Source organism: Ferruginibacter sp. SUN106, from assembly GCF_050611765.1.
GTDB lineage: Bacteria > Bacteroidota > Bacteroidia > Chitinophagales > Chitinophagaceae > Ferruginibacter.
Genome location: NZ_JBODJC010000004.1, coordinates 414320 through 439556, shown reverse-complemented (window position 1 = coordinate 439556; position 25237 = coordinate 414320). Strand labels below are relative to the sequence as shown.

Annotated in this window: 19 protein-coding genes; 9 read left to right on the top strand and 10 right to left on the bottom strand. The window is 38.3% G+C overall.

The window, feature by feature from the left end; all coding sequences use genetic code 11:
* The first annotated feature begins 135 nt into the window (after window positions 1–135).
* From ACQ334_RS17940 to ACQ334_RS17900, 9 genes are all read left to right on the top strand, one after another.
* Window positions 136–669: a hypothetical protein gene (locus ACQ334_RS17940; RefSeq protein WP_430989630.1), complete on the top strand. Its 534-nt coding sequence runs from the start codon at window positions 136–138 to the stop codon at window positions 667–669.
* A gap of 51 nt (window positions 670–720) precedes the next feature.
* Window positions 721–1218, top strand: a complete 498-nt coding sequence (locus tag ACQ334_RS17935; RefSeq protein WP_430989629.1) for a YfbM family protein — start codon at window positions 721–723, stop codon at window positions 1216–1218.
* A 143-nt stretch (window positions 1219–1361) separates the two neighbouring features.
* Window positions 1362–1970: a peptidylprolyl isomerase gene (locus ACQ334_RS17930; protein WP_430989628.1), complete on the top strand. Its 609-nt coding sequence runs from the start codon at window positions 1362–1364 to the stop codon at window positions 1968–1970.
* 36 nt (window positions 1971–2006) lie between these two features.
* Complete coding sequence (locus ACQ334_RS17925) at window positions 2007–2540, top strand: hypothetical protein (protein WP_430989627.1); 534 nt, start codon at window positions 2007–2009, stop codon at window positions 2538–2540.
* A gap of 59 nt (window positions 2541–2599) precedes the next feature.
* Window positions 2600–3277 (top strand): Ig-like domain-containing protein, encoded by a 678-nt coding sequence (locus tag ACQ334_RS17920; RefSeq protein ID WP_430989626.1) that lies wholly within the window; start codon window positions 2600–2602, stop codon window positions 3275–3277.
* Window positions 3278–3372: 95 nt separating this feature from the next.
* Entirely contained in the window at window positions 3373–3912 is a 540-nt protein-coding gene (locus ACQ334_RS17915; RefSeq protein ID WP_430989625.1) for a hypothetical protein, read from the top strand.
* An 80-nt stretch (window positions 3913–3992) separates the two neighbouring features.
* Window positions 3993–7544, top strand: a complete 3552-nt coding sequence (locus ACQ334_RS17910; protein WP_430989624.1) for a TraB/GumN family protein — start codon at window positions 3993–3995, stop codon at window positions 7542–7544.
* Window positions 7545–7614: 70 nt separating this feature from the next.
* On the top strand, window positions 7615–8349 hold the full coding sequence (locus ACQ334_RS17905; protein WP_430989623.1) for a DUF4919 domain-containing protein: 735 nt from the start codon (window positions 7615–7617) through the stop codon (window positions 8347–8349).
* Window positions 8350–8727: 378 nt separating this feature from the next.
* Window positions 8728–9705, top strand: a complete 978-nt coding sequence (locus tag ACQ334_RS17900; RefSeq protein ID WP_430989622.1) for a YitT family protein — start codon at window positions 8728–8730, stop codon at window positions 9703–9705.
* Between the two features lie 170 nt (window positions 9706–9875).
* Here the strand turns inward: ACQ334_RS17900 and ACQ334_RS17895 are convergent, their stop codons facing one another.
* From ACQ334_RS17895 to ACQ334_RS17850, 10 genes are all read right to left on the bottom strand, one after another.
* Window positions 9876–12020 (bottom strand): M1 family metallopeptidase, encoded by a 2145-nt coding sequence (locus tag ACQ334_RS17895; protein WP_430989621.1) that lies wholly within the window; start codon window positions 12018–12020, stop codon window positions 9876–9878.
* A 182-nt stretch (window positions 12021–12202) separates the two neighbouring features.
* Entirely contained in the window at window positions 12203–13954 is a 1752-nt protein-coding gene (locus ACQ334_RS17890) for a sodium:solute symporter family transporter (protein ID WP_430989620.1), read from the bottom strand.
* A 31-nt stretch (window positions 13955–13985) separates the two neighbouring features.
* On the bottom strand, window positions 13986–15497 hold the full coding sequence (gene araA, locus ACQ334_RS17885) for an L-arabinose isomerase (protein ID WP_430989619.1): 1512 nt from the start codon (window positions 15495–15497) through the stop codon (window positions 13986–13988).
* A 50-nt stretch (window positions 15498–15547) separates the two neighbouring features.
* Entirely contained in the window at window positions 15548–17554 is a 2007-nt protein-coding gene (locus tag ACQ334_RS17880; RefSeq protein WP_430989618.1) for a glycoside hydrolase family 127 protein, read from the bottom strand.
* 51 nt (window positions 17555–17605) lie between these two features.
* Window positions 17606–18748, bottom strand: a complete 1143-nt coding sequence (locus ACQ334_RS17875) for an aldose epimerase family protein (RefSeq protein WP_430989617.1) — start codon at window positions 18746–18748, stop codon at window positions 17606–17608.
* A 105-nt stretch (window positions 18749–18853) separates the two neighbouring features.
* Window positions 18854–19591: an L-ribulose-5-phosphate 4-epimerase gene (locus ACQ334_RS17870; RefSeq protein ID WP_430989616.1), complete on the bottom strand. Its 738-nt coding sequence runs from the start codon at window positions 19589–19591 to the stop codon at window positions 18854–18856.
* 210 nt (window positions 19592–19801) lie between these two features.
* On the bottom strand, window positions 19802–21445 hold the full coding sequence (locus tag ACQ334_RS17865; protein ID WP_430989615.1) for a ribulokinase: 1644 nt from the start codon (window positions 21443–21445) through the stop codon (window positions 19802–19804).
* 10 nt (window positions 21446–21455) lie between these two features.
* Window positions 21456–22109 carry an HAD family hydrolase gene (locus tag ACQ334_RS17860; protein ID WP_430989614.1) on the bottom strand — a complete coding sequence of 218 codons (654 nt, stop codon included), beginning with the start codon at window positions 22107–22109 and terminating at the stop codon, window positions 21456–21458.
* Window positions 22110–22230: 121 nt separating this feature from the next.
* Entirely contained in the window at window positions 22231–23559 is a 1329-nt protein-coding gene (gene xylA / locus ACQ334_RS17855; RefSeq protein ID WP_430989613.1) for a xylose isomerase, read from the bottom strand.
* A gap of 96 nt (window positions 23560–23655) precedes the next feature.
* A complete protein-coding gene (locus ACQ334_RS17850; protein ID WP_430989612.1) occupies window positions 23656–25134 on the bottom strand; it encodes a xylulokinase in 1479 nt (492 codons plus the stop codon).
* Window positions 25135–25237 lie beyond the last annotated feature (103 nt).

Genomic DNA, 25237 nt, shown 5'->3' with positions numbered 1-25237 from the left:
TAGATTTTTGTAACCAAACAAACGAAAGATCCTGTCTTTATTGACGGGATTTTTTTGTGGGTGGATGTGGTGTTGTGATTTTTGTTAGATTGCAGTAGATGAACCAGGTAACAAGATTGATACAAGCATAATTAAATGACAACCAGGAATCAAACCATATTAGTAATTTTTTTTGCCGCCTATCTTTTTACAGTTTTATTTACTGATATATCTTTAGTAGGATTTTGGACAGATATCATTTTTTCAATTTTGTTATCCCAGTTTGCACTGCGGATTGTTTTTAGGAAAGGCATTATAAAATCATGGTTAACTGTTATACTAAAGATTTCAACAGTTTTTCTTTCCGCAATTGTGTTTGGTTTAATAGCGTATAGTTTTACAAATATGTTTATCCTGGATACTTTTAAAATGCGTAGCTTTTACTACCAAAAAGTTAACGGCAGAATTTTTCATGCTTACTTTAAACCTGTTGGAGCTTATGCTGGTGGCTACGGAAATTTTTGGATAACAGAAAGCCCGAAGTATTTTCCGGTAATTGAAAAACGTATTTATTATGACAGAACAGTGCATTGGAATTTTAATGACGATACCTGGGAAGGACAGCCGGTTGACAACTACGAAATGGTAAGAAATTATATTAAGGATGAAATTATCGATAAGGGAAAGTAACAACCAGGTCTAAAAAATTTATAATCATAAAAAAACATTTCACTCATGAGTATGATCGGCAATTTACTTCGGGTAACCAAAACAGACCTTGAAGCTTATTTAAAAGACAGTTCCTTATTAGAGAGCAGTATTTATGACGAAGAAACGGATGATGAAAATCCTAACCTGACAGACATTGACAAATCATGGGATGGCATTTTATTTTTGCTCACCGGGCAAAATGTTGCCAATACCGATCATCCATTGGCAAAGGTTTTATTCAGCGGGCAAATTATTGATGAAGAGCAGGACCTGGGTTATGGCCCGGCACATTATTTAACACCTGAACAAGTGGCTGACCTAAATGATCAGCTTTCAAAAATCACCACTGCAGAGCTGAAACAAAAATATGATCCTGAAAAAATGGAAGCCATAGAAGTATATCCATCCATCTGGACCGAAGAAGGTGATGGAGCTTTTGAGTATTTAAGTGAATATTTTAAAACTGTACAGGAAGTATATTCGGAAGCTGCAAAAAACGGGGAAGCGATAATAACTTTTATAAATTAAAAGAATCAGGCAAAAAATGACTTGCAGAATTGCCATTTGGAAAAAGGCTGATCTAAAAGGTCACCTGCTTTCTACTGGCGCTGCTACTACTACGTTTAAGTATGAAGAACAAACAGTCCCAAGTAAAAAATAAATAACCTGTCATGAAACCAATCTTTTCAACATTTTTATTCTGCTTTATTTGTACCGGCCTTTTTGCACAAACTCCTGCAAAGCTTTTAGCCGATACAAAAACTATAGCGCAGGCAAATAAAGTTGTAAAAAACTATCCTCAACTTGATGCTAAAATGTTTATGTTATTTTCTAATAAAGATACTTCCGACATTACGCTTCCGCTATTTGCTAAAAAAAACGGCTTTACTTTTAGCATTGATAACTATAGCTATAAGATCATCGATTCTATCACCTATCCCGAATTCAGGGCAAGCTATATTTATTTAGATGGTAACCAGCTATCTTTAAAATCAATTGACAGCATAAGAAATATCATTCTTGCAAAATTCAAAAACGGCAGTTCCTTTTTTGACCTCGTGAAAGAATATACGATGGATGGGAACCCCACAGGCGACTTAGGATGGTTTACAGAAAGCATGATGGCAAAAGAATTTGAAACGGCCATCCGGCAACATAAGAAAGATGACATCTTCACCATCGACATTCCTGAAAATAAATGGTACTATGTAACACTAAAAACCTTTGATGACAGAAAAGTAAAAGAGTTGGCGGTGCTAAAAATAAAAACAGGTCATTAAGATTTGTCAGCAGCAATTAAACTGAACCCGATACTCATGCCTAACTTCTTTTACAAAACGCTCTACTTTGAAAGTTTTACTTATGTAACAGACACCACTCCGCAACTGTTAACCGGTAAGCTGGAAGTACTATTTAATGAAAAACAAGGCTGGTTTAAATCGCCCAATTTAAAAGGCGAATTTTTAGAATACCCTGCTATATTTAGTATAACACCCAAAAGATGGTTGGTGCAAATACGGGGCGGAGAAGAAAGGGAACCGGCAAAATTAAGCGGCATCATTTCTTCCCTCAATACCACACAAACAAAAATAGACATTGTAGTAAAGCCTAATGCAGTATACCGCTTGTTGTTTTTTGTTTGCTTACCCTTTGCAGTTTTCATCATTATCAAATCATTGCTAACAATGGAATTCCATTTTTCGCTGTTGGGCCCCTGGCCTTTTGTATTTGGTTTGTTTTTTTTATTTATCAGTGCAAAAAATGCAGCTACCAAACTTAGGAATAACTTTGAAAAATATTTAAATATTACGCCTGTTGACATAAAAAATGGGCAAGTCAATAATGAGTAAAACCAACAGAGCCGTCCATATTTATGCAATTCCTTCTCTCTCTGCATCTCAATAGTATTATGCGAAAACTATTATTCCTGTTATGTCTTTTTAAAACAGGTAACCTGTTGGCACAGGAAATAAACTTACAGGGCAGTTATGGCGCCAGCTTCATCGGCGGAGAGAGCATCAACTTTGTTGGCAAAGATTCTTTTTATTTCAATGGCTTTTATTGCACTTATGGAGTTCAGGGTAAAGGCACCTGCGAAATCAGAAATAATTTTTTATACCTGTATTTTGAAAAAGGTAAAAGCAAATTAAAAAAGGATACTTTAAAAAAAGCCATCGTTACAAAATCAGTAACTACCGATAGCAATTCAGTGATCCTGGTAAGAGTCAGCGATAATCATGGTATTCCAATACCCTATGCCACTGTATTTATAGAAGGAGAACATTCTTTATCCACTGGTACTACTACAGATTCATCAGGACAAGTGACATTGAAAGCTAAAAGTAATAACTACCCTCTTCTTATTAAAACCTATGCCTTTGGTATTGAACCCGGGCAATTAAAACTTGACAGTAGTGCCGATTACCACATTACGTTATTTCACCGGCAAGACCAGGCAACAAATAAAGAATTAAATCACGGCGAAGTGTATGTGTATGAAATTGATGAGCTTTCAGAAGACCAGATAGTAATGCGGCCGGAAAAATCTTCTGAGCGGTTTAGAAAATACAATAAGAAAAAAGAATAGTGTGATATTGCTGTAATTACATTTCGTTACCATCAGCATACATAAACAATTCAAACTCCCCTATTTTTGTTGAAACTAAAAACCGGCCTATAATTTTGACGCAGCATACTATTCAGCTTTTAATTATCGGAAGTATTTTTTCCATTATAGGAATAGCTACGCTTGTATTTAAAAAACAGAAAAAAAAGACGGGATTTATTCCGCTTACAATCGGGTTACTTGCCATTACATTAACCATTGCCGGCCCGCTTTCGCAAAGTTATAAACAACTCGATGCCATTCTTACCATTGACAAAAACGATATTTCAGAAATCCAGATCAAGCCTGCAACATACAAAGGAAACGAAACGTTAAGCTTACTTAAGACTACTATTTCCATCACCGACCAGGCAACCATTGACAGTTTGTGTACTGCTATAAACTCCGGTACTATAAGAAATGCAGTAATAAAAAATCCTGCATGGGTCTGCCTGGTAAGGCTGGAAAAAAAGCATGATTCATCTATAGAATTTGCAGTAAAAAATGCAGGCCAGAATACCATAATAGAAGTAAATTCGGATGTAGAGCACGGCTGGAATTATGGCACTATTGATGTACCGCTATTAGGCCAGTTGCTTACACGCATTTCAAAATAGAAATAAGATTTTTCTTTGTATTTTTAATACCGTAACCGTTTTTACCAATAAACTACCTTATCTACTTTTATAATCCTCTTATGCGCCTTACAACCCTTCTTTTACTCTTGTTCCTGTATTCCGGCATTGCATTTTCTCAAACCACTCCAACACCCAAAACTATGTTGTGGAAGATAACCGGCAATAATTTGAAGCAGCCTTGCTATTTATATGGCACCATGCATTCAAGAGATAAGAGGGTCTATTATTTAGGTGATTCTGTTTATAGCAGCATGAAGTCCTGTACCGGTTTTGCAATGGAAATTGACCCGGGAGAATATGTAGATACGTTTATTAATTCAATAGAAAATGAACACCTTGATATCAGCTACCGCCAGGCAGTAGAAAGCGACTTGTTGCAAAAGAAAACAGACCCATACAAAAACAGCAGCCGCCAGTTTGATTCTTTAATGATAAAAATGAGGGAACGCTATAATGATATTTCAGCCCGTGATATTGCCCGGCTGCGAAAGGCCTATCGCAGAAGGGACAGGAATGATATGCGTACAGCACTTGACCTGTATCTTTTTGACCTTGCAAAAAGACAAGGCAAAATAGTGGGTGGCATTGAGGATATTACTGACCAGACTTCTTTAAAGGATGAACTGGGTAATCCATTTGACCCGGATGAATTTTTAAAAAATCAACGAAAAAAATATGCCGATGTGGAAGAATGGATGATAGATAACTATACCAAAGCGGAGCTTGATAATATACACGAATTCAGTAAACAAAGCCAGTCGAAAGAACAGTTTAGTTTAATGCTGAGCAACCGCAATTATAAAATGAGCAGGCGTATAGATAGCCTGGGAAAGATCAGGAGTACTTTTTGTGCAGTAGGTGCAGCGCATTTGCCCGGTGATTCGGGAGTGATAAACCTGTTGCGAAAAAGAGGATTTACTGTTACCCCGGTTTTCTCTTCCAAAACAATTGAGCCCGGAGATATTAAGATCGATAACCAGTTACAAAAGCTGATCAGCATTTCTGATGCCGATTCTAATTATATAGTACAAATGCCCGGAAAGCCAACCATACTTACCAGTATTACCAACAAACTCTATGTTAAAACTTATAAAGAACTGTCGAATGAAATTCTTTTGATGAGTGGTGTTTATGAAGATGGTAACCTGGCGAAAACGATTGACGAGGAAGTGGCAGAAATGACAAGATTCTTTTCACGCAATGACATAAAGCTATATTCCAGCAATAAGATAGTACGGCAGCAATTAAATGGCTATGATGTAAATTTTAAAAGCCGTGAAGGTTTTATCAGGATACAGTTATTTTATAATGCCGGAAAAACCTACATGTTTGCCGTTGGTTCTAAATACAAAGACAGCCTTGGTTCTGCCCGTTGCGAAAATTATATCAACAGTTATACCATGATCCTCAACAGGCCGAAGCCTGCAAGCAATATGCTTTCTTTTACCTGTCCCGACAAAGCCTTCAGCGTGTCATTACCAGCACTGCCTAAAAAAGAAATAGTAGCAGGTGATAACACTTTCACTAAAGAAGATGTTACACTTTTCAGTAGTGTGGATACCAAAGCAAAAATCAATTACCTCGTACTTTTAAAAGAACCTTTTAAAGGATACTTCTTTGATTTTGACAGTACAATTTTTGTGCAAACTGTAAATGAAATTAAAAAAGGTATCAGGCAGACAGATATGTCTGTAGAAAATATTATCCTTGACGGATACCCTGCATTAAAAGTAAAAATAAGAGGAGAAGCAGACGATAAAAATTTTGTGATCTATGCTGCATTAGCCATACGCCATAACAGAATGTACAACCTTACCACCCGTAGTTTGATAACAGAGGATAATGAAGTATTATTTGACCAGTTCATTAATTCCTTTCGTTTTCTGCCTTATACTGCAACTCCTTTTGAAAAACAAGCTGGGGGCGATAACCTGTTTTCTGTAATGGCTCCATCTCCTGTTTATTACCTCCGTAACAATGTGTATGAACAGGAAAAACATAAAACCACATCGGTAAAGCGTACGGATTATTTTTCGGTTGATAGTAATACGGCCATGTCTTATGGCATTACAGCACTGGGTCTGGGTAAATATTATTGGGTGGAAGAAGAAAAAAAATTGTTAGATGATTATGCCAGGATCAATTTTAACGATTCGCTTGCTACGGATAATGTATTGAACACTGATTCTCTGGTATATAAAAAAAATGTTTACAACGGTGGCATTGAAGGAAGAGAATTATTGCTGAAGAACCTGGTCAACAATTCGTTTGTAAGATTACGTATCATGCATTATGCAGATTCTGTTTTTATCCTTAATTTAAAAGGAGACCAGGAGCTGGTGATGAATGAAAATACAGACCTGTTCTTCAACAGTTTCAGGTTTATTAATGAAAATTTTTCAAGCACTGCGTTTACTTCCAAAACTGCACTGCTTATCAGCGACCTTCAATCTGCTGACAGTAGTATCTGCATCGGTGCAGCGGCTGCATTGAGAAAAGGTTTCCGCTTTCCGAAGCAAGACCTGCCACAATTATTAGATGCATTTTTATTCCCGTACAAAACAATTAAAAACAACAGCACTAACCAGGCTGCACTTTTGGCACAAACAATTGCCCCCTATACCGGAACAACAGTTTTTGATTTTATAAAAGCAAACTATCCTGCATTACAAGGCAAACGTGAAGATATAAGAATGCTGATGCTGAATATTTTATCTGCAAGCAACAATGCAGCAGCTTACCAGGTATTGAAAACACTTTTACTAAATGAACCGCCGCCTCTTGCTGCTGACTACGGAATTGTATTAAGTAATCTGAGTCATTCGCCTGCAATTACAGCAAGCTTGTTTCCGGATATTGCTATTAAGTTAAAGAATGACGACCTGGCTCCTCTTATCATTGATATTGCCAATATGCTTACCGACAGTAATCAGCTGCAATATGCATCTTTAAAAAATTATGAGGATGATATTATACATGCCGGCAAACAATTACTGAAGAAGTACCGGGCTGAGAACAATGATAATTTTTATGCACCGCACACTATTGGTATATTACAAATGCTGGCCAAAATAAATCAGAAAACTGCAAGAGCTGTGCTGAATGATTTTATTGAATTAGGAAATTACACTTTAAATTCGGTAATTATTGTAGCCTTACTGCAGAATGATCAACCTGTAGCTGGTTCTGTAATAGATAACTTCTGCTCTAATCCTGAACGCCGTATCCAGTTATATGATGCTTTAATAAACGTTGGCAGGCAATCATCATTCAAAGGAGAATATGCAAGCCAGCGATCTTTTGCCGAAGCTTTTGCCACTGCGTATACCAACAATGAAATAACTGCAGACATCCCCAAATATTTTGACATTGCAGCCATTAAAGATGTAATGGTGAATGACACCATGCGCCGCTTTTATGTTTTTAAAGTAACCTGCCAATACAGGCGCAGCAATGAATTTTATACCTGTATTATCGGGCCGTTCTCAACAGTAACAACTGATCTTTCAATTAAGGCAGGCGAAGAAAAATTTATATTGTACAGGAGTAAATTTGACACCAATAATATTGATAAACTTTTTTCTGATTATATTGATAAATTTAAAAAATAAGAGTGGCAGAAAATAAAGACAATTAAGTACATAACACTTTTAATAGTAAAAAGCAAAATACTATCACCATATGAAAAAAGCATCATTGATTATCGTTTTTCTCTTCGGCAATTTTTTGCTGTGTGCAGCGCAGGAAAAATTTTTGTATACCAAAGACTTTAAAATTATTCTTGCTAAAACAAAAGATGCCGGCAGCAACCTGTTTTATGATAAACTGCTTAAAAGATTCCAGGCTGATGATTCCACTTTAACAAGGCCCGAGATCTTATCATTATTAATCGGTTTTACTGATAAGCCTGCATATAAACCTTACACCGTTCTTGAAACGGAAAGGCTGATCTACAAACTTAACGACGACGGGAAATTTAAAGCAGCACATGATACTGCAGTAATACTTTTAAAAACATACCCGTTAAGTTACCAGGGATTAAAAGAATTATCATACAGTTACAGCAAACTGGATAAAGCTGATAGTGCAGAATATACTTTGAACCTCGTGGCTAAGATCATGTCGGCCATGATGTATAGCGGTGATGGCAGATCTGCAGAGACTGCGATGTTTGCACTGGGCCCTGCTGATGGACAACATTTAATTACCGGTGCAGGATTAAGCCTTGGAAGCATGGGTTCGGGAAGAGATAAGAGCGGCAATTTTTTAGATATGCTGCAGGCGGTAACAAAAGAAGGCGATAAAATTCAGATGTACTTTAATATTCAACATGCTGTTTTAAAAATGTTTGATGGCAAAAGCGCTAAAGAAATGATGGAAGAACAGGATAAGAAAAAAACAAACAATAAAAATTAAGCACCATTTGCTGCCGGAAATAAAAACTCCGCCACGTTTGCATTTGCAAGCCCGGCGGAGTTTGTGGTTACTTAAAGGATACGGAAGTTGAAACCGGTGCCCGCTGCACCTTATAAAACTAAAACTGCCGAAATTACTATACCTGGATAATAATTTCAGTATGCAAGAATACGACTGTAAAACAACCTGGCTTATGACGGGCATCATAAGAGAAGGTGATTCTTGTGTTTTGTACCGGTTTTTGATTACCTGACCAGATTTTGCTGCGTATTTTAACCTGTTTCTAATCTTTACTTTAACCAGCCCTCGGTATTTAATCTTAAATTTGAATACAACGCATTATATACAGCGGCATTGGATTGCGTTAAAAGAAACAACATGAACCCATTCCTTACAAATATTGTCATTCAAACCACACTCAGAAAAAAGGGTGAGCAAACTGGTAAAGAAAAAAAATATTCTGATTTTGAATTGGCTAAAGGTTGGTGGGAATTGAAGCTGACTATAATGCGTCATATCAGAGATTTTGTGCTCATCACACTTGGCATTTTTTCTGCAGCTTTTGGATTTAAGGGTTTTTTGTTGACCAATCATTTTATTGATGGAGGCGCCACAGGCATTTCATTATTAATTTCGGCATTAACAGATGTGCCGCTTTATCTTTTACTGATTGTAGTTAATATTCCGTTTATTATTCTTGGGTATAAAACTATTGGTAAAGCTTTTGCTGTTAAAACAGCGCTGGCTATTTGCGGTCTTGCATTAGTAGTAGGTACAGTACACTTTCCCGATGTAACAAAAGATAATTTATTAGTGGCTGTATTTGGCGGCTTTTTTCTTGGTGCCGGTATTGGTCTTTCGGTAAGAGGGGGAGCTGTGATTGACGGCACCGAAGTACTGGCTATTTATTTAAGCCGTAAACTGGGTACTACCATCGGCGATATCATTATCCTTATCAATGTAATTATTTTTTCTGCAGCTGCTTATTTTTTATCGGTTGAAATTGCATTGTATTCTATGGTTACTTATTTAGCCGCATCTAAAACACTCGACTTTATTATTGAAGGTATTGAAGAATATACCGGCGTTACCATCATTTCTTCTCACAACGAAGAAATAAGAGAAATGATCATTAATACTATTGGCCGTGGGGTAACGGTGTATAATGGCAAGCGTGGCTTTGGCAAAAGTGGTGAGGCAAAAAATATTGATATTGTGTACACTGTAGTTACCAGGCTGGAATTGAACCGCCTCAATTCGGAGATTGAAAAAATTGACCCTCATGCTTTTGTTGTAATGAGCAGCATAAAAGATACCAAGGGCGGCATGATAAAGAAAAGGCCATTGAAACATTAATTTCACCCTATAAACTTTCAGGGCTTATAAGAAACATAGAAATAGAAATGTTGACCTGTATAAGCTGCAAGTTACAAGCTCCAGGAGATAAGCATGCCGGTTAAATTCTTTTGCTTTCCCTTGTAGCTTTTCCCCTTGCAGCTATTAAAGTTTTTATATTGTTGATTATATTATTTGTCTTTGGTAAACAAGAATGTTCCACCACCCTGCTTTAAAGTCATCTCATTTTTTGTAGTGTCAAATTCAAATACAGCTCCTACTGCCACATAGCTGAATGTATCTTTACCCGTGCTCTCTAAAGTAACTTTATCCTGTCCGCTTGGTTCAGCTATTAATTTATTATCGTCTTTACTAAATGTAATTTTAAGGGGTATTTGTTTGGAACTGTAAGTGCCCATATATTTACTCAGATCTATATTGCTTATTGCAGCTGCCTTTGTTTTTGATGTGCCCCAGCTATTATCTTTTTCATTTGCATCTACATAAATGCCGCCATCTAATTTTAAGTAGCTGATTTTTTTTGTAGTCCTGATATCTATTGTAACTAATTGCTGATTTTTCTCCCACATTGCTGCAGTCTGGTGCAGGGTTTCGGTTGTGCCATCAGCATATTCCATTACAATATCTAACGGTATAGCAAAGCCGCCAATATTTTTTACTGTTATCGAATAACCGGTTTTTGTTTGTTCTACTTTATCTGCTGCCACATCCATATAATTACTGGTGAAGAACCAGTTGTTCCAGTACCAGCTTAGATCTTTACCGTTGATATCAGAAAAGCTGTTGAACATATCCCATGGTATCGGGTGTTTACCATGCCAGCGATCCATAAAACCGTGCAGGCATTTTCTAAATTGGTCATCTCCCAGCATATCCTTTAATCCTAAATAAGCCAATGCTGGCTTGCCATATTCATTATGGCCCATTGCCGGTCCGCTTAAAATATTTACCGGTGTAATAATCGGAACCTGTGTTTCATCAGTAGGATTCATTGCCCAGCCATTTACCCTGAACTGTTTAAAGAAAGTATTGGCTCTGTCTTTTCCTAAATCAACAATGCCGATCATATTTTCAAATGCGGTTGTCCAGCCTTCGTCCATAAAACCATACCGATGTTCGTTAATGCCCATATAAAAAGGAAAATAACTATGGCCTACTTCATGCTCTGCAATAAAACGTTGCATCACATCATCATCCTGCCTGCTGTCATTGGCCATCATCGGGTATTCCATATCTGCAAACCCTTCAATAATGGTACTCTTTGGAAAAGGATAAGGTACACCCGGCCAGTTATTACTATACCAATCCAATGAATGCTGAATATGTTTTACCTGGTTGTGAAAGTTTACCGCTTTATCATTAAAAGCTGCCTGCGTACTGGATCTTCTGCCTGTTTTTTTATCTACCACCACACTTGCAGCATCCCATACATAATGATCGCTGATGCAATACGCCATATCACTCACATTGGTGGCTTTCCATTTCCAGGTGTTGGTGGTATTTTGTGTGGTGATATTTTTTGTATCCAGGTCTTTTTGCGTAACCACATTGATCACTTCATCACTGGTAAGGCTTTTTTTGAATTTATCTGCATAAGGTGTTTGTAACACTTCATTTGCATTTAACAGATCACCGGTGCCCCACACTAAAAAGTTTTTAGGCACTGTAACCGAAACTTCGTAGTCATTAAAGTCGTTATAAAATTCCTGGGCATCAGTAAAGTTCATCCTGTCCCATCCGTTTACATCATCCATTACGGCTACACGAGGATAAAAATAACCCAGGAAAAAACTGGTACTGTCTAATTTACCTTCTCTCCCGCTCTCTTCGCTCAAGTCATAATGCCAGTCGAAAGTTAGTTTTACACTATCTCCGGAGGGTACGCCTTTATTTAAACGCACTCCAAAATTAGTGGAGCCATGTGGGTCACCAAATGGCTTTTCCGTGCCGTTCTCTGTATACTTATCAATATGAATACCTGTTGTTAAATAATCTGCTGAAGCATTGCCCTGCCTTGCGGTACCAGGACTGTGAATGTTTACAATTAATTTGATGGTTAATCTTGTTAAGGTATTCGGGCTGTTATTAATATACGTAATTGTTTCTGTACCCTTTACGCCTTTGGCAGGTGGCATAGTGGTAACACTGATATTGTAGCGGCCAAAATTCTGCCAATACTTATTTCCCGGTTTTCCATCCATGCTACGGGTGCCGTTATCAAATGCTTTTTTTACATTCTGCGGAATAAACAATGGCTGTTGTGCAGTGGCACCTGCAACAACCAACAGGCAAAGTAATGTGAGTGTTTTATTCATGGCTTTATTTTTTAAGAAGGGCTGAAATTAGGCTGTTGAATATTTTCAACCTATTTTTTATACCTGTTTTATATAAACGGTAGCAGCAACTTATTTAAAGGATACAGGTAAACAAACAAAAATCCCTTCGCTTAATGGCGAAGGGACTTTGAATTATTACAGGTTAGATAGAATCAATCTTGTTACCAGAACTTAACATATAATGCCAAAAGGATCAGTAGTGTAGCTACGATCATTGCAATTACAGAAGGCTTTAATTTGAACATAGTTTTGTCCAGTTCAAACGCCTTAGGATTAATTTTAGGGCCCGCAAGACTTACACCAATCATCACCAGCATAGTAATTACAAAAGCCCAACCCATGTTGATGAGGAATGGAATTTCATACACGCCATCATTATTTTTAAAGGCGGTATACATAAAATTTTCATGCCCCAAAACGGATACTGCAAAACTGTTAAAGAAGATCGCCATAACAAAGCCGGTAAGTAAACCTGCTACAGCAGCGGCTCCCGTAGTACGCTTCCAGAACATACCCAATATGAACATAGCGAATACACCAGGACTGATAAAGCCGGTATATTTCTGAATGAAAGTAAAACCACCGGCACCGCTTATCCCTAAAAGATCTTTCCATTCAAATATCACGGCCAGTACAATAGCCACCAATGCTACCATTCTGCCGATCCAAACCATATTTTTTTCTTCTCCTTCTTTGTGTGCTTCAGCAGCAACTGTTGTTAACGCATCATCTTTAGAGCCGGCATCCGTTACCGGTTTTTTTCTGAAATACTTCATGTAGATATCTAAAGTAAAGATGGTACCAATACTATTTAATTTACCGGCAAGTGATGCAACAATTGCTGCAGTCAATGCTGCAATAGCCAATCCTTTTAAACCTGAAGGAAGAAAGCCTAAGATAGCAGAGTATGCACCATCCATTCCGGATAAACCAGGAAGATGGCCGTTTTTATGTAACACATACGCTGCAATACCTGGCAACATTACAATGATCGGCATCATCAGTTTTAAAAATCCGGCAAACAAAATTCCTTTACGTGCAGTTTGCAGATCAGCGCCTAATGCTCTTTGTGTGATGTACTGGTTACAACCCCAGTAATTTAAATTCACTATCCACTGCCCTGCAAAATACATCGCAATACCAGGGAGTATTAAATATTTATTTACATCTTCCTGAGGTGTAACCCCTTCTACAGGTTTTTGCAGTATCATATGAAAGTGATCAGGTGCCTGTGACATCAAAGTTTTAAAACCTGCTAATGCATCGCTTCCCAAACCAAATTTTTCACTTACAATAGTTAATGCAAAATAAATAGTGGCAAAACCACCAATGATCAATACGGCAACCTGTATAACGTCTGTATAACCGATTACCTTCATTCCACCCAATGTAATGATGAGTGCGAATACCGCTAATGCAACCATTACAATGTGTAAATATTCCGGCCCTATCAAACCACTAATGGCAATTGCACCCAAATACAAAATTGATGTAAGGTTTACAAATACATATAGAAATAACCAGAAGATAGCCATGATCAGCGACACCGTTTCATTATACCGTGTTTTTAAAAACTGCGGCATGGTGTATATCTTATTCTTTAAATAGATGGGCATGAACCATACTGCAATAATGATCAATGCCAATGCAGCGATCCATTCGTAAGCTGCCACAGCAACACCTACAAAATAACCATTACCACTCATGCCTATAAATTGCTCTGCAGAAATGTTAGAGGCAATAAGTGATGCACCGATTGCCCACCAGGTAAGTGAACCTTCGGCTAAAAAATAATCATGCGATGCAGAGATCGCTGCTTTCTTCTTTTTACTGTATACCCAATAACCGTAACCGGCCACCAGTATAAAATAGACCACGAAGATCAGCATGTCTAAAGATGATAAACCATTCATAAGCAAGTTGCTGTTTTATAATTATTAAATATTATTTGCCGTTTATTTTGTAAAATACATCATTCCATCTTAATTCATTCTTTAAATTGTAAATGTTAGTATCCTTATTGATACAAACAAATTCAATTCCCGCCATGCCTGCAAAGTCTTCCATATTTTCTGCTGTAAGGTTCTGGCTGTAGCCCGTGTGATGTGCACCGCCTGCATGTATCCATGCAGCACAACCGGTTTGCATATTCGGATGTGGTTTCCACAACACTCTTGCCACAGGTAACTTAGGCAGATCATGCGTTGCTTTTACTGCATCAACAGTATTTACCAACAACCTGAAACGGTTGCCCATATCCATGATAGAAGCATTTAATGCAGGGCCTGCGCCAACATTAAATACCAACCGAACCGGATCAGCTTTTCCTCCAATACCTAAGGGATGAATTTCGCAACTGGGTTTGGTATTGGCAATGCTCGGGCAAATTTCCAGCATATGACTTCCCAATACCATTTCATTGCCTGGTTCAAAATGATAGGTATAATCTTCCATAAAAGAATTACCGCCGGGCAATCCTGTTCCCATTACCTTCATCGCTCTTACCAATGCCGAAGTTTTCCAATCGCCTTCGCCACCAAAACCATAACCATCCGCCATTAAACGTTGTGTGGCAATGCCTGGTAATTGTGGTAAACCATGCAGGTCTTCAAATGTATCAGTGAATCCTTTGTAATTGCCTTCTTCTAAAAATTTACGCATGCCCAATTCCATCTTTGCCGCATCACGTAAAGATTGATGTTGTGCATTACCCTTTTTTAAAGAGGGCATTAATTTATACAACTCAGCATACTCATCACACAATTTTGTTACCGCAGTTTCTTTTACACCATTGATAACACCAGCCAAATCACCAATGCCATAAGTATTCACGCTGTAACCAAATTTTAATTCAGCTTCTACTTTGTCGCCATCAGTTACGGCAACGTAACGCATGTTATCGCCAAAGCGTACAAATTTTGCGCCCTGCCAATCATTCCAGCCCAATGCAGATCTCGTCCAGCCTGCGATCTGTGCAATCACATTTTTATCCTGCCAATGCCCTACCACCACTTTTCTTTCCATACGCATACGGCTCATCATAAAACCAAACTCACGGTCACCATGAGCCGATTGATTCAGGTTCATGAAATCCATATCAATTTCTCCCCATGGAATATCACGATTGAATTGTGTATGCAAATGCAATAGTGGTTTTTGTACAATCTTCAATCCATTGATCCACATTTTTGCGGGAGAAAAAGTGTGCATCCAGGTAATGATACCTATACAGTTTTTATTACTGTTAGCATCAATTACCAGGTTGTAAATTTCTTCGGTAGATTTTAAAACGGGCTTAAAAACAACTTTTACAGGAATGGCTTCCGCATCATTCAATGATTTTGCCAGCATGGTAGAATGTTTAGCTACCTGCTTTAAAGTCTCTTCTCCATATAAGTTCTGGCTACCGGTGGCGAACCAAACCTCTAATCCTCTTGTGTTGATACTACTTTTCATGTTACATTTTTTTCAGAGAAGTCTTCTTTTAAAAAGAAGGCTTCTCTATGTTATTTAGTTAAGATTTCGATATCCTTTACTTGTGTTGGAAACCATACTGTCATTTCGCCTTTGCCCCTGTTGGCCCAACTATAATATGGTATTGCCGTAAAACTTTGTTTTTGTGTTGAGATATTATCATTGTTGACAATGATCACCGCAGGCACTTCGGCTTTTAATGTCATTACTCCATTTAGAATATCTTTATTGAATTCACTTTTAAAAACAGTGTTAGCAGGAATGATGAGGTTGCTCGTCTTACTGTTATTATCCACCCACTCGGCACAATACATAATGGGGCCACGTTGCAAGGCCACTTTACCAATATCATTTTTTACATTTTCATTAGCCACCACTCTTTTTACATCCATTGGCAGCTCCACTTCCACCACATCATTTTTTTTCCACGGCCTGTTAATGACCGCATAACCATTTTGCATTGCGTACTCTGTTGCCACACCATTTACTTTTATTACCGGTTTTACAGAAGATACGCTTGTAAATTTATAGAGGTCAGAAGGGATAGCATCGTTATTTACCCAACCCGGAATTCTTACCAGTAAATTAAACGCATTTACTTTGGCAGTACTAATAGTAAATTTCAGGTTACCATCCCATGGATAATTATTTTGCTGAGCGATCTGAACCGCTTTATTATTTACAGTAAGATCAACTGTGCTGTTGATAAAAAGGTTGACAAATAAATTATCGTCCTTTTGCGCATACATATAGCCCGGCACCGAAGGGATTAAACGGGTTAAATTAGTAGGACAGCAACTGCATTCAAACCAACCCGACCTTGTGGCTTCCATATCCGGGTGTGTAAAGCTGTTGCGTATTTCCATAGCATTAGTGTAGAAAAAAGATTTGCCATCCAAACCAATGCCGGATATCAAACCATTGTACAAAGTTTTTTCCAGTACATCAATATATTTAGCATCGCCATGCAATAAGAACATCCTGTAATACCAGTACACTTCTGCAATAGAAGCACAGGTTTCGTTATAAGCAGTGTTGTTGGGCAATTCGTAATTATCACCATAACGTTCGCCGGCACCAATGGCACCAACACCGCCCTGCACATAAATTTTCTTACTTACCACGTTGTCAAATATCCTGTCAATAGCTTTGGTCAAACTATCGTCACCAGTAAGCGCCGCCACATCTGCCACTGCTGAATATAAATAACCGGCACGTACGGCATGCCCTTCGGCCACATCCTGCAACACCACAGGTTTATCATCCTGCCAGTATGATCCGTTCTTCCATTCATCTTTATTCTTTGGATCGTATCCGTTATAGTGCCCTCTTGCTTCTATAAAAAATTTTGCCGTATTTAAATATTCTTGTTTGCCCGTAACACGAAATAATTTCACCAATCCCATTTCCACAATTTCATGTCCCGGTGCCACTGATTTTTTTCCTGGTCCAAAAACACTACAAACCAGGTCGGCATTTTTTAATGCAATGTCTAAAAGGTTCCTTTTTTTAGTTGCGAAAAAATGTGCTACTGCTGCTTCGTACAAATGGCCGGCATTATATAATTCATGGCTAAGTTCCCTTTCTTTCTCCCATCTTTCTTTACCTACCCAACTTCCCACATGCAGCGGATCAATTGTTCTTGCAGTATATAAATAGCCATCAGGTTCCTGTGCTGCTTTAATGATGGCGATTAAAGAATCTACATAAGCTTCTAATTTTTTATCGGGGTGTACGGCTAAAGAAAATGAAGCACCTTCAATGGTTTTATAAATATCCGTATCATCAAATGGATAGCGGGTGCAGAACTTACCCTGCTTTTGCGCTGCCATTACAAAATTCTTTACCCGCCCTGTATTCTCACAACGTTCAAAAGAAGCAGGAATAGTAACTGTACGATTGGTCTCTATTCTCGGCAACCAGAAATTATCAGACAATTTTACCTGCGTAAAATTTACTTCTTTAATAGCATAATCTTTTTGCTGAGCCATTACAGGCAAGGTTAAAAAGAAGGTGGCTGATAAAAAATAATTTTTCATACAATTATTTTAACAAAGAAGCCTTCTTATAAAAGAAGACTTCTTTACCAATTATTTTACTGAAAACTTATACAATGAAGTGTGGGTATATTTTTCTCCCGGTTTTAAAACGGTGTTAGGAAAAGTTGGTTGATTTGGACTGTCCGGGAAATGCTGTGTTTCCAGGCAAAGCGCTGCATGCTGCACATATTTTTGCCCGCCATTGGTATTGGTTAATGTACCATCTAAAAAGTTACCACTATAAAATTGTATGCCCGGTTCTGTAGTAGATACTTCCATATAACGACCACTTGCAGGATGGTATAAAGTTGCTATCACTTCCAATGTATTGGCGTTTTTACTTAATACCCAGTTATGATCGAAACCACCTTTTACTGCGGCTATATCTTTACCTATTTTTTTTGCAGTAGTAAAATCCATCGGCGTTCCTTTTACGTCAGGCAGTTTTCCTGTTGGTATTAAAAAAGAATCCACTTCAGTAAATTTATCTGCCTTCAGCATTAATTCATGATCTAAAATGGTAGAATCCTTTCCTGCTGATAAATTAAAATAAGCATGGTTAGTTAAGTTAACCGGAGTTGCTTTATCTGTAGTAGCAGCATAATCAATTTTCAATGCATTGTCTGCAGTTAAAGTGTAAATAACTTCCACCGATAAATTGCCGGGATAACCTTCTTCACCATCTTTACTGAGATAAGTTAATTTTAAACTGCTGTCACCTGCCTGTTTTTCTGCTTTCCACATTACTTTATCATAACCTTTAAGGCCACCATGTAATGATTGTCCGTTATTATTTTGCGCTAAAGTATAAGTAGTACCATCCAAGGTAAAATGCCCTTTGGCAATACGGTTGCCGTAACGGCCGATCAATGCGCCAAAAAACGGGTTGCCCTTTTGGGTGTATCCTGCAATAGAATCAAACCCCAGGATAACATCACCCAATTTTCCGTCTTTATCTTTTGTAAGAATTTTTGTGAGCGTGCCGCCATAATTTATAATGCCCACCTGCATGCCATTGGCATTGGTTAAAGTGTATTCAGTAACTGCTTCGCCATTGAAGCTGCCGAATGATTTTTCTGTAATGCCCATTTTAGTAGTAGTATTTGCGGCAGTAGTATCTTTATTTTCAGTACTGTTATTGCAGGAAAATAAAAACACCGATGCTGCCAGGATAAGTGATGATAATTGTTTCATAATTAGCTTTCGTTTTATTTTAAAGATGTTAAGTCTGTTTTTTATTTAAATATTCTAACTAACCCCCGGCTGGATCTGTAACTGCCGTCGGGGGATATACGAATTCTATGATTGCCCATAGTAAGAATCCGGACCATGTTTCCGTTCAAAATGTTTTTGAATTAAAGCATCTTTTAATCTTGGTGCATTAAAATTAATTTGTTCTGTAAGCAAGGCCATTTTTGCAATGCATTCTAAAACGGCACTATTGTGTACTGCTTTAGCCGCATTCTTTCCCCAGGTAAATGGCGCATGATTGCCTACCAATACCATTTCCACTTCTTCGTATTTTAAATCATTGGCTTTAAAACAATTCATGATCTGGAAACCGGTTTCATACTCGTAATTACCTTTTATCATTTCATCATCCATTGGTGGTGCACAGGGAATATCAACGGTGTTGTAATCGGCATGTGTTGTGCCGAAAATAGGAATATCTCTTTGCGATTGCGCCCATGCAGTTGCGTAAGTGGAGTGTGTATGCACAATGCCGCCAATCTTTTCCCAATGTTTATACAGCACCGCATGTGTTAATGTATCAGAAGAAGGTCGAAGATCACCTTCAACGGTCTTTCCTTCAAAATCAACGATCACCATTTTTTCGGGTGTAAGATCTTCATAAGCAACACCACTTGGTTTAATGGCAAATACGCCCAGGCTTCTGTCTGCCGCACTTACATTACCAAAGGTAAAAAGCACTAAACCCAATTTGGGTAATTGCATATTGGCTTCGTAAGCCTCTTGCTGAATGTGTAGATATTTGTTACTCATGATGCCCCTAGCCCCTAAAGGGGGACCAACCATTTTTTATGATTAATTATTTTCGATTTTCTTTTCTAACTCCGAATACATTTACCATCGGGTGAGTCACCCCATTAAGGGTGACTCACCCTGTACTAGCTGGGTGGGTCACCCCAGTAAGGGTGGCTCACCCCTGTATTAGCCGGAGACTCACTCCTTAAAAGTACCGCCCCTGCATTAGCCGGGTGAGCCACTCTTAAGGAGTGACCTACCCTAACTTTTTTCTATTTTGTTGCCTAAATCCAGATACATTTTGTAACGCTTTGCATAGTAAGCCACTTTATCTGCCTGCGGCTCGTATGTTTTTTCAAAGCCTTGCCCCATGGCATTCATAGCATCTTCTACTTTGCTGTATAAGCCAGCTGCAGTTGCTGCAAACATAGCCGCACCATTGGCGCAGGTTTGTTCGCTGCTATGGATGCGGATGGGCATGTTCAGCACATTTGCCATTACCTGCATTACATAAGTTGATTTTTTTGCAACTCCGCCTAAGGCAATAATTCCTTTTACAGGAATGCCTTCAGCAATAAAACGTTCTACAATAGCTTTGCTGCCAAAGCAGGTGGCTTCTACCAATGCTTTAAATATCCTTGGCGCATCACTACCTAAATTAATATTGGCAATCACGCCTTTCAGTAGTTGATTGGCATCAGGCGTTCTTCTGCCATTCATCCAATCGAGTGCCAGTTCATCTTTTTCGTTCAATTCAATTGTAGCAGCTTCAGTTGCTAATGCTGCAATTATTTTATCGGTGATAACTTCTTTTTCTTTTTCATCTGTTACAAACTGATTGATTGGCCAGCTGATAAGGTTTTTAAACCAGGCATAAGCATCGCCAAAAGCAGATTGCCCTGCCTCCATACCAATCATACCTGGAATTACAGAACCGTTTACCTGTCCGCAAATACCTTTTACCAAAGTATCTTTTACTTCATTAATGGGCGCTACTAAAATATCACAGGTAGATGTACCCATTACTTTACTCAGGTAATATGGTTCTATCTGCCCGCCTACTGCACCCATATGGCAATCGAATGCACCTGCACCAATCACCACATCTTTTGGTAATCCTAATTTTTGCGCCCATTCGTTACTGATAGTACCAACAGACTGAGCAGAAGTATAGGTTGCTGTAAATAATTTTGCTGTGATACCATCCAGTACAGGATCCAGTGATTTAAAAAAATCATTGGGCGGCAAACCGTCAAACTCTGCAGCCCATAAGGCTTTATGGCCGGCGCTGCAAACGCCACGTTTTAATTTTGTGGCATCGTTACCCCCTGTTAATACAAATGGTATCCAATCGCAATGCTCTACAAACGAGTGTATATTTTTTCTGATGGCTTCATCTTCTCTTAAAATATGTAACAGCTTTGCCCAAAACCATTCGCTGCTGTAAATACCGCCTACAAATTGTAAATAATTAACGGGGAATTTTGTGGCATGTGCATTGATCTCTTCTGCTTCTTTGGTTGCAGTATGATCTTTCCACAACACAAACATGGCGTTTGGATTTTCTTCTAACCCGGGCACAAGTGCCAACGGCGTTCCTGTGGCATCTACTGCAATGGGTGTAGAACCCGTGGTATCAACAGAAATGCCTTTTACATTCGCTGCTACTTCGGCTCCTGCTTTTTGCAGACAGGCTTTTATCGTGGCTTCCAATCCCTCTGTATAATCTAAAGGATGCTGACGGAACTGGTTCGCAATGGCATTGCAATACTTTCCTTCTTTCCATCTTGGATAATAAAAAACTGAAGCGGCAATTTCTTCACCATTCATGGCATTCAATACAACAGAACGAACAGAGTCCGTTCCATAGTCAACGCCTATTACATATTTATTTTCAGCAGCCATCGTTATCTTTTTAACTTACCAGTTTTTCGAATAAACCGTTACTATAATTTTCTATAAAACAAATGATATTATCGCCGTAAAATTCTTCTTTGGTATGCATGGTAGTAATCACTACGGCTTTCATTCCTGCTCTTGCAGCCGCTTCAACACCTTTGGGTGAATCTTCAAACACAATGCAATCTGCCGGAGCCACATTCAATTTTTCAGCACATAGTAAAAATGTTTCCGGATGGGGTTTGCTTTCCACTACATCATAAGCACTTACCACCACAGGAAAATATTTATGCAACTGCAAACCATCCAATATATAGTCTATATTAAAAGGAATGGCTGCAGAGCCAATCGCCATTTTAATTTTTGCCTGATATGCCTCTTCTAAAAATTCTCCCAGTCCATCAATCAGTTTTAAATAAGGCCTGAAATTTTCCTGGTATCTTCTCTCCTTTTCGATGATCATTTCTTTTATTTCATCCGGCTTAAACCTGCCGGGAAAGATCCTTTCCAGTAATTCTTCATTTTTACCGTAGCACTGCAATTTTGTTTCTTCTAAAGAAATTGTTGCACCCAAACCATTTAAAATCTGGTACCAGGATTGAATATGAAACTGCATATCGTCTATTACCGTACCATTCAGATCAAATAAAAAAACCTTCTGTTCTGCCATATTTTAATCACAATATTTTTTGCCACGGATTGTACGGATTTTCACTGATTTTTTTACTGAATTTCACAACAATCTTTAACCTATTATTGTATTATCCGTGAAAATCCGTGGCGAACTCTTCTTAAATAAACCTGTTGATAATATTTTCCAGGTATTCCTGTCTGCCACTGATCACTGCAGGTTCGCCATTTTTCACTGCATAATCTCTCAGATCTTCCAAAGTTAACTTACCATTTTCAAAGTCCTTACCTGTACCGTTATTAAAGCTGGCATACCTGTCTGCACGGAATTTTTTATAATCAGATTTATTTAAAATATTATCTGCTACAATTAAAGCCCTTGCAAAAGTATCCATGCCACCAATATGTGCATAGAAAAGATCTACCAGGTCGGTTGAGTTACGACGGATCTTTGCATCAAAATTGATACCGCCACCACCAAATCCATTGGCTTCCACAATCACCAGCATCGCTTCTACCAGTTCATTAATATTATTCGGGAACTGGTCGGTATCCCATCCATTTTGATAATCGCCGCGGTTGGCATCAATGCTACCTAACATGCCTGCATCTGCCGCCACCTGTAATTCATGTTGAAAAGTATGACCAGCCAGCGTTGCATGGTTCACTTCAATATTTAATTTAAAATCATTCAACAGATCAAACTGGCGTAAAAAACCAATTACAGTTTCACTATCATAATCATATTGATGTTTGCTCGGCTCACATGGTTTTGGCTCAATAAAGAAAGTACCGGTAAATCCATTGCGCCTTGCATAATCTTTTGCAGTATGCAAGAATTTTGCAAAATGTTCTTTTTCTTTTTGCATATTGGTGTTCAGCAAACTCATGTACCCTTCTCTTCCGCCCCAGAAAACATAGTTTTCTCCTTTTAAAGAAATAGTTGCATCTAGTGCCGCTTTTACCTGTGCGCCGCCATGTGCCAGCACATGAAAATCAGGATTGGTAGTAGCGCCATTCATGTATCTTGGATTAGAAAATAAATTTGCAGTGCCCCATAATAATTTTACGCCACTGGCATCTTGTTTTTGTTGCAGGTACGCCGCAACCGCCTGTAATCTTTTTTCATTATCCACTACATCATTGGTATAATCCACCACATCCACATCATGAAAACAATAATAAGGCAAGCCTAATTTGGTAATAAATTCAAATGCTGCATCCGCTTTATCTTTTGCTCTTTCCACCGCATCGGTTTTTACATCCCATGGATGCAAATGTGTTGGTGCACCAAAAGGATCGCCACCGTTGCCGCAGAAGCTGTGCCAGTAAGCACACGCAAAGCGTAAATATTCTTTCATGGTTTTGCCACCAATCATTTTGTTTTCATCATACCACCTGTAGGCTAGTGGATTATCTGATTGAGTGCCTTCAAATTTAATCTGGCCGATGCCTTTAAAAAATTCTTTGTCGCCTGTAATAACTGACATGGTTAATTTGTTTATGTGTTTGTGAATAGTCAATAGTGAATTGTCAATGGTGAATCACAAGTGTGAGTGGTCTACTCACAACTAACGATTTGCCACTCACGACAATGATTTTTCCAAGCCTTGTTTCCATCTGTTGTATAATTCGTCGTATAATTTTTCTTTTGCTGGTTCAACCAGTTTTACCGGTTTAAAATTTTGAAAGGCTTCTTTTGCGGAAGCGTAAATACCTGCGCCAATACCTGCACCTGTTGCAGCGCCCACACTACCATCGCAATTGTACAATTCAACCGGTACATTGGTGGCATTCACAAAACTTTCGGTAAATACATCACTTAAAAACATATTGGCTTTGCCTGCTCTTATTACGTTAGGTTGAATGCCATTTGATTTCATAATATCCAATCCGTATCTAAAAGCGAATGCAATACCTTCCTGCGCTGCTCTTACCAAATGCCCCGTAGTATGAATATTAAAATCGATATTCTGAATATCGCTGTTGAGAATTTTGTTTTCAAATATACGTTCTGCTCCATTTCCAAATGGCAATATCACTAAGCCATTGCTGCCCGGCTCAACTGCTGCAGCTGCTGTGTTCATTTGTTGGTAACTAAGGCTATTGCCGGTAATATTTTTTACCCAACGATTTAAAATACCAGTACCATTGATGCACAACAAAACACCCAGTCTTTTTTTTGTTTCGGTATGATTAACATGAGCAAAAGTATTGACCCTGGATTTTTTATCATAAGCCAGTTCATCAATCACACCATAGATAACTCCTGAAGTGCCTGCAGTGGCCGCTACTTCTCCAGGTTCCAGTACATTTAGCGATAAAGCATTATTGGGTTGATCACCGGCTTTATACGTTACAGTCACTTTATTATTCAATGAAAGCTTTGCTGCAATATCATTTTTTATAGTACCGTGATCAGTGAATACATCTTTTATAGCAGGTATCACCGATTTATCAAAACCATAATAATTAAATACGTCATCAGATAATTGCTGTTGCTGAAAATCCCAGAATATACCTTCTGATAAAGCGGAAATAGAAGTAGTGATATCGCCGGTTAATTTCATTGCAATAAAATCACCAGGCAACATTATTTTATCAATGCGGTTATAGATTTCCGGTTCATTTTGTTTTACCCATGCTAATTTAGAGGCGGTAAAATTGCCGGGAGAATTTAATAAATGCGATAAACATTTTTCGTGGCCAATAGCATCAAAAGCTTTGTTACCAATTTCCACCGCACGGCTATCGCACCAGATGATACTGTTGCGTAAAACGTTTTGGTCTTTATCTACTAATACCAAACCATGCATCTGGTAACTGATGCCGATAGATTTAATGTCTGCAGGATTGTACTTGTTTTGTGCATGTGCTTTCAATATTGCTTGCTGCACATTGTTCCACCATTCATCAGGTGATTGTTCTGCCCAACCGGGTTGCGGGGCAATGACGGCCGTTTCAATTTCGGGGTATTGTACTGATGTAAGGATACTACCATTGGCAGCATCAATTACAGCTACTTTAACAGACGATGTTCCCAGGTCAATTCCTAATAAAAGCATACAGCAATTTTAAACTACAGTTCACAACCGTTTTGAACATCAAATTTGTATCTAATTAGCTGTTTATACAACTGCTATTTTAGAAATAAAATATGCTATCTTA